This window comes from Moorena sp. (assembly GCF_982860115.1).
In genome coordinates, this window is the sequence record NZ_CEYLVT010000235.1 from 1 (window position 1) to 5,908 (window position 5,908).

6 protein-coding genes are annotated in these 5,908 nt (G+C 42.8%); 4 read left to right on the plus strand and 2 right to left on the minus strand.

All coding sequences use genetic code 11. The features are described 5' to 3' along the window. Positions 1–225 precede the first annotated feature (225 nt). Positions 226–651, minus strand: a complete 426-nt coding sequence (locus AC4II3_RS27240; RefSeq protein WP_488016951.1) for a hypothetical protein — start codon at positions 649–651, stop codon at positions 226–228. A gap of 765 nt (positions 652–1,416) precedes the next feature. Here AC4II3_RS27240 and AC4II3_RS27245 point away from each other — a divergent pair. Beyond that, positions 1,417–2,208 carry an LmeA family phospholipid-binding protein gene (locus AC4II3_RS27245; RefSeq protein ID WP_488016953.1) on the plus strand — a complete coding sequence of 264 codons (792 nt, stop codon included), beginning with the start codon at positions 1,417–1,419 and terminating at the stop codon, positions 2,206–2,208. A 188-nt stretch (positions 2,209–2,396) separates the two neighbouring features. Here AC4II3_RS27245 and AC4II3_RS27250 read toward each other — a convergent pair whose 3' ends face one another. After that, a complete protein-coding gene (locus AC4II3_RS27250) occupies positions 2,397–3,233 on the minus strand; it encodes a Uma2 family endonuclease (RefSeq protein WP_488016949.1) in 837 nt (278 codons plus the stop codon). 3 nt (positions 3,234–3,236) lie between these two features. Here AC4II3_RS27250 and AC4II3_RS27255 point away from each other — a divergent pair, with 3 nt between their 5' ends. The 3 genes from AC4II3_RS27255 to AC4II3_RS27265 all read left to right on the plus strand — a co-directional run. After that, the gene (locus AC4II3_RS27255; protein WP_490722956.1) at positions 3,237–3,440 is read left to right on the plus strand and encodes a hypothetical protein; all 204 of its coding nucleotides are present in this window, start codon (positions 3,237–3,239) and stop codon (positions 3,438–3,440) included. A gap of 95 nt (positions 3,441–3,535) precedes the next feature. Beyond that, positions 3,536–3,895, plus strand: coding sequence for a hypothetical protein (locus tag AC4II3_RS27260; protein ID WP_488016726.1), 360 nt, complete (start codon positions 3,536–3,538; stop codon positions 3,893–3,895). Then, positions 3,879–5,908 (plus strand): NACHT domain-containing protein (locus AC4II3_RS27265; RefSeq protein ID WP_490722957.1); only part of this gene is annotated, 2,030 nt, incomplete at its 3' end. The genes AC4II3_RS27260 and AC4II3_RS27265, both read left to right, overlap by 17 nt.

The window sequence follows — 5,908 nt, forward strand, 5'->3', positions numbered from 1 at the left end:
TTGAATGTTGAATGTTGAATGTTGAATGTTGAATGTTGAATGTTGAATGTTGAATTCTTAATTCTTAATTCTTAATTCTTAATTCTTAATTTAAAAATTGCGTTCCACAAAACTATTCAAATCATTCCATTTTTAATAAACGCCCAATAATCCCCTGTTTCAAAACAGGGGATTATTGGAACAAACAATTGTCAGAGCGATCGCTACAGCGAAGGGTGATTGAATTTAATCTAAATAACCCATCAGCTGTGGATCAGCATCAACATCATTTGGGGCGATGGGACGCTTGCCCATGATGTACTCTATTTCGTCAAGATCAAGATTACTAGCAGCAATTGGCCGCTCCCCAGACACCTTCATGATACCGAGTACCTCAATGTTGCTAGAGGTAATGGGGCGGTCTCCCATTACAGATATCGTTTCTAATACCTCAAGATTACTGGCATCAATTGGTCGATGTCCCATTATGCTTTGTGTTTCACTAATATGAAGCTCACTAGGAGCAATGGGACGGTTTCCAGGTAAAGGGGGAATTGTATCTAAGGCAGAGGTTTCCTGTGCTGGAGCTTCTGCTAGCTGAACTGCGGTAGTGTTTTCATTGATTGCAGTGCTATCGCTGACAGTGCTATCGCTCACAGTGCTATCGCTCATAATCGTATACCTAGAAGTTTTTAACCGAGTTTTTTAGCTATTCGGGCAAGATTAGCCCGTTGGTCCTACCCGCTGGCGGAGGTGTGGGATTAACTATTGGTGTTATTGCCTCGTCTATGGGCGAGCGGGGTGCTTGCAAAGTAGGAGAACAAAAAAAGCTCTGGTTGCTGTATTGACCTGGAGTCTTTGCTGTAACTGAGTTTAGTAAGGGGTAATCGGTAAATGAGAATCGGTGATACTCATTTTAATCCCATTAATTACGTTACAGACCGCAACGTTAGCTTAATTTTTGTTCTTGACTATCTTTTACAAGTATTATAAAGCCTTAATTATATTAAGCTACATTTTACGAAAGTAAACAATTAGGTCAAGGAATATAAAGCAATTCTCAATTGGGTCAGGTGCTTACGCCCTGGGTTAATGGGAACAGGGAGCAGGGAGCAGCTGACAGGGGTAGGTTTGTGGTATTTAGCGACTGCATCAAGATGAGATAAGAAAATTGAATGTACCTGATAACTATGACAAATGCTATAAAGGTTGAGACTCTCTGGAGCTAACACCTTTGAGAGACTAGAGCCTATTAACCGATAACCAACCAAATAACCTACCCTGCACTGGAAGCTAAAGGTGAACAATCCATTAACCTACCCGACACTGGATGTCAATGGGGAATAACCAAATAACCTTCATCCCTAGGATCGATTGCTGAGTTCTTCACATTTTGTTACAAATGTAGAAGTAACTCTCGCAGGATGCAAGATGGTTATGTTAGGTGGCTTCACCGGTACAAATAATTCTGGCACCGACTGGGGTGAACAGCTGCTCAATACTGTTGCCAGCAAGACCATTCGCCACCTGTTTACTACAAGCGAATCGGTAGATGTTTCTGTGCGCTGCTTTCCCTCTAGCAAGTTGCTACAAGGTAGCATCGACAGTTTCAAAATGAGTGGTCGTGGTTTAGTGATTCGTCGGGAATTCCGCACAGAGGAGATGTCCTTTGAAACCGATGCTGTCTCTCTCGACTTCAGCTCAGTGCTTAAGGGTAAGATTTCTCTGAAACAACCTACTCAAGCGATCGCTCAAGTTATTCTCACTGAAGCTGACATCAACCAATCCTTTAAAGCACAACTAGTTACAAAGCGGCTGGAAAACCTTTCTACACCAGCGTTAACCGCACTATCTGGTGGTGCTCCGGTTTCCTTTACCGAGGTGCAAGTTCAGCTGCAACCGAACAATGGTCTACGGTTATTTGCTAAGGCTGACCTACCCAATTACGGCATAGTACCGATTAGTATGACATCTACTATCGGAGTAGAGCGGCGACGGCGGATTTTGTTTAAAGACTCCCAGTTTCAAGCTAATGAAATACCAGAGTCTTTACAAGAGATATCTAAAACGTTGACCTTAGCCCTGGATGAGATCTTGAACAATATGGTGGATCTAGACCGCTTCAACCTTGATGGTGTCACTATGCGCATCAATCGTCTACAGACCCAAGGGCAAAAGCTAATTTTCACTGGCTACGCCCAAATCGATCACATCCCGAATAATCCTTGACCGGTCAGCAGTCAGGGGTCAGCAGTCAGGGGTCAGCAGTCAGGGGTCAGCAGTCAGCGGTGCCCGTAGCCCATAAGCTGTTTGCGTAGCGTGGCCAAACGCGCCCCGCGTGGCCATAGGCCAAGGCCTTTAGCACCTCAATTAGCCTGCGCTTCGCGCATTAGCTTACAGAAAAACTCAGACAGGGGTTAAATTTCATCGGGATTAATACCCATCTGTCGTAACCGTTCTGCTAGTTGTTGAGCTCGTTGTTGAGCCAGTTCAGCTCGTTGTTGAGCCAATTCCTTCTGTTGACGTTCTTGTTCAGCTCGTTGGTATTCTTCTTCGGCTCGTTGCCGTTGAAGTTCGGTTCGTTCTGCCTCAGTGGGAATCCAATTCCCATCTTGATCATACCAACGTAGCCACAACCGATTCAATCCCCGATATTGACCAAGCCATAACCCTATACCCAATTGCAACTCAGGGATCCAAAATTGGGAATTGTCTATGGTTTGGGGTTGATAGCTGCCGCCTTCTAACTTAAAAATTCGCAATTCATTGCTGACTCGCTCAAAGGTGACATAGTAGGGAATTGCTAAAATCTGCTCGTACACTTCCCATTTGGTGGGTGGTTCTGCCGTTCGTTCACTGTAACCGAGGTCTTGATCTCTGGTGCTCCCAGAGAGCAACTCTATCGCCACAATTGGTCTGACCTCTTCTTGCCAGATCACATAACTCATTCTCAGCTGTTGTCCCTGGTAGAATCGGGAAATCCCTACTACAGCAAACCAATCCGGTCGTTTATACCAAGCGGTATGGTTGGGGTCATAATATAAATTTAAGTCACTGGCCACAAACACCCTTTCGCTGTCATAATTAGGAGGGTGAAATGTTTCACTACACAGTTGTGGTTGCCAAAGATGAAATTCGTCAGGCAAACCCGGCTCCTCCGGCTCTTCACTGGGTAAATCATACATGGTGGGCAGGGTGTCTTTGGCCGGATGAGGGAGAATAACTTTTTTAAATGAGGGTTTGGCAAGTGACATCAGATGACCTCAATTTTTCCGACTGATGAGTTTGATCTTAGCAACTGGCCAACTTATCGCGAGTGTAGGGAGATGGGGAGATGGGGAGATTTTGGAGATTTTGACCACTGTTCCCGATTCCCTGTTCCCTGTTCCCTGTTCCCTGTTCCCTGTTCCCTGTTCCCTGTTCCCTACTCCCTACTCCCTTTGCTCTATAATGATGGATAAACCAAAAAACAACAACCAATATCATGCTGGATTGGTTAGCAGTTTAGGGAATTTCTAGTGCCGGTGGCTATCTCGCCAAAGAGGTGATTGGTCCGTTGCCCAAAGAAGCTCTAGAAGACAACACCAAAGACTTCTTCAAAGAATCCATCAAAGAGTATACCGGACTATCGGATCAAAATATCCAGAAAAAACTCTTGGGTAAAGCCTTAAAAGAATTTATGGCTTTAGTGGAAGAAGAATTAAAAGATGCTGATTTATCTAAGCAAGAATTAAAACAGTATAGTAAACCTCTCAAGCAGTATTTTAAACATAAATCCATTAAAGCTATCCTGGGCAGTGCGTTCAAGTATGGCTGTCAAGGAATAGATACCGATATATTAGCGAAGACTTGGATTGAGCTTGACTTATTAGAATTACCGGAAGGATTTGATTGGCACTATGTACTATATTGGTAAAAGCTATCTCAAGAAAGGAAAAAAGAATAACAATAATAAAGTCAAAAATATTATTTGGAAATCCGATCAGTTACGGCCTATCCGAGATTTCAAAACCTTAGAAGCGATCGCAGAAAAAACTAAACCAGAAATTACCCCAGATGTTGACTTAAAGAAATATCAGGAAGCACTCCTAAAGAGCTACGGTAATGTCAAATTGGATAGTTTGGATACTAGTGGCTGTGCTTATAATGAACTAAAACTCTGGAAGATATTTATCCCCCAAAATGTGCGAGAGGTTCATGAATTGATGCCGGAGGCGATTCATGAACTGCCTAAGGATGATTATCGAAAACTGCAAGAGAGTGGTGAACTAGATCAGGACATTGACCAAAAGAAGTTGCAACGAGCTAAAGAGGTTTATTATCAACAGCCAATTCAATCCATATTGGATGTGATCAAGGACTCTCAAGGCTATCGGTATTTGGTGGTTTTAGGAGACCCAGGCTCTGGTAAATCTACCTTGCTGCACTATTTAGCATTGGAGTGGGCAAGAACCGATCTAACTACTGAACGTTCTCTACAGATTCCGTTACTGATTGACTTACCCACTTATATCCGGAATCGCGATAGTGGACAGTGTCAGAATTTCTTGGAATTCTGCCATCAAAGTAGTGGAGCGATAGGTCATCTGAATCAAAATAAACTTGATGATCAGTTAAAGGCTGGTCAAGTCTTAGTGATGTTTGATGGCTTGGATGAAGTGTTTGAGCCAGGGAAACGAGAGGATGTCATTACTGATATTCATCGCTTTACGAATAAGTATCCTAAGGTAAGAGTAATTGTGACATCTCGGGTAATTGGTTATAAACCTCAACGGCTACGGGATGCTGAATTTCGTCATGTTATGCTCCAAGACTTGGAGTCGGAACAAATTCAAACGTTTATCGAGCAGTGGCATGAATTAACCTTTAGTGATCAAGTTGATAAAGTTAGGAAACAGGAGCGCTTACAAAAAGCCATTAAGACATGCTCTCGGATTCGACAACTGGCGCAAAATCCCCTATTACTAACCATGATGGCAATCCTGAACCACAATCAAGAATTGCCTCGTGACCGCTCTGAACTCTATAACCAATCGTCTCGCTTACTGCTCCATCAATGGGATGTGGAACCAGCATTACTAGAAGATAATGGTGTTGATCCGAAGACGATTGATTATCAAGATAAGCAACAGATATTGGGAAAAGTGGCATATTTCATGCAGGGTAATCAAGGGGGATTAGCGGGAAATCTGATTAGTGGGGAAGATTTAGAAAGAATTATCAAAGAGGAGCTGAAATTACGGGAGGTTAATGACCCGAGAGCCGTTGCTAAGGTAATGATTAATCAGTTGTGTACCCGCAATTTTATCTTTTGTTTCATGGGAGCAGATTACTACGCTTTTGTGCATCGGACATTTTTGGAATATTTCTGTGCTCGGGAATTTGTCAGGAAATTTGAGAAAAAGCAGGAGATTTCCCTAGAACAGTTGAAAACTGAGGTATTTGGTAAGCACTGGCGGGATGAATATTGGCATGAAGTGCTGCAGTTGATTGTGGGCATGATTGATTCTCAGAAAGGTGGAGAGATTATTGAGTATTTGATGGCACAAGGTGCAGTAGAGGATGATTTTAATAATTTATTTCTGGCAGGGGATTGTTTATCTGAGGTTAGGAATCGGTATGAGATTAAATCAACGAATATTGGATTACTGAATCGCGTCAAAGACTTAATTCATTATGATCTAAATTCTACTGATAACAAGTATAGAGATGAGGCCAACTTAGTCCGTGATATTCGCACTAAAGCTGTTGTAGCAGTAGCCACCCATTGGCAAGACCACCGAGATACCTTAGGGCTACTTAAAAAATTGGCTCGCTCTGATACGGATTTGTGGGTGCGAGCTACAGCAATTGAACAGTTAGCTAAAAGTTACAAAGACCACCGAGATACCTTAGGGCTACTTAAAAAATTGGCTCGCTCTGATACGGA

Coding starts and splice junctions, on each gene's coding strand:
- AC4II3_RS27240 (WP_488016951.1), bottom strand. CDS start 651: ATGAGCGATAGCACTGTGAGCGATAGCACTGTCAGCGATAGCACTGCA.
- AC4II3_RS27255 (WP_490722956.1), top strand. CDS start 3,237: ATGACCTCAATTTTTCCGACTGATGAGTTTGATCTTAGCAACTGGCCA.
- AC4II3_RS27250 (WP_488016949.1), bottom strand. CDS start 3,233: ATGTCACTTGCCAAACCCTCATTTAAAAAAGTTATTCTCCCTCATCCG.
- AC4II3_RS27245 (WP_488016953.1), top strand. CDS start 1,417: ATGTTAGGTGGCTTCACCGGTACAAATAATTCTGGCACCGACTGGGGT.